Origin of the sequence: Stappia indica (assembly GCF_001696535.1) — a bacterium.
GTDB classification, from domain to species: Bacteria; Pseudomonadota; Alphaproteobacteria; order Rhizobiales; family Stappiaceae; genus Stappia; species Stappia indica.
In genome coordinates this window covers 1-874 of record NZ_MBQE01000012.1, presented here as the reverse complement: position 1 = coordinate 874, position 874 = coordinate 1, and the positions used below count along the sequence as shown (strand labels likewise).

Here is an 874-nt window from a genome sequence, read left to right as displayed (position 1 = left end):
GGCAAGGGCCGTTACTGTGCCTATCACCGCTCTCTGGTCCGCCACTATGGCGCACCCGTCGCAGGTCCAGGCAAGCAGCTCCTGGCCGTCCATCAGCGCTACCTGAGGAAGGTTCTGGGGCCACAAGTAGCGACTGATGACGAGGCACAGGGACTGATCGCAAAGATCGCCGAGATGGCCTTCGAACCCCGCCCCATCCACGTCCAGGACACAAGGGGGCGCATCCGTAGGGCGGCCTATGAAGCCGCCGTGGGGCAGGTCGAGAGGATCCGGCAGTGTCACCCTGGGGAGAACAACGGGCAACTGGCAGAGCGGCTCTGGTGGGCGTTTCTGGCGGTCCAGTTTGTCGAGCTGAATGATGTCTTCCCGCACCAGGACCGGCACCACTTCTGGACGTCGGTGGTTCGCCTCCTGATCACCGACACTCACCGGAACAAACCGTCGTCGCGCTATGCAGAGTATCTCCAGGAGCGGCTGAATGCGCTTCTGTCAGTGCCGGCGGCAAGGTGGTGCTCCAAGGTCGAGCTATAGAAGTGGGGACCGGTTGAGCGCCTGTTTTGCTGACGAAGCCTGACAAACGCAGACAGGGGCGCAAAACCGAGAGTGGGGACCCCGAAATGGCGGAAAAATCTGAAGCGCCTACGTAGGGAAGCGGTGGCCGCAAATCCCCCGGCACCCCTCGGCTTCCATCCAAGAAATGAGAGTGGTCACACTGGTGTCACACCGGCGGGACCGGATGTGTGACGAAGGGCTTGACGACGGACTCGCCAAGACTCACCATGAAGCCGTTAAGGGCTTGATCTGTAGGGATTTATCTAAGGGGAAGTGGTGCCCAGGGCCGGAATCGAACCAGCGACACGCGGATTTTCAATCC

Annotated in this window: 1 protein-coding gene; it reads left to right on the top strand. The window is 61.1% G+C overall.

All coding sequences use genetic code 11. The annotated features are described in order from the left end of the window. Positions 1-531 (top strand): hypothetical protein (locus tag BBX35_RS23745; protein ID WP_171901512.1); only part of this gene is annotated, 531 nt, incomplete at its 5' end. Positions 532-874 lie beyond the last annotated feature (343 nt).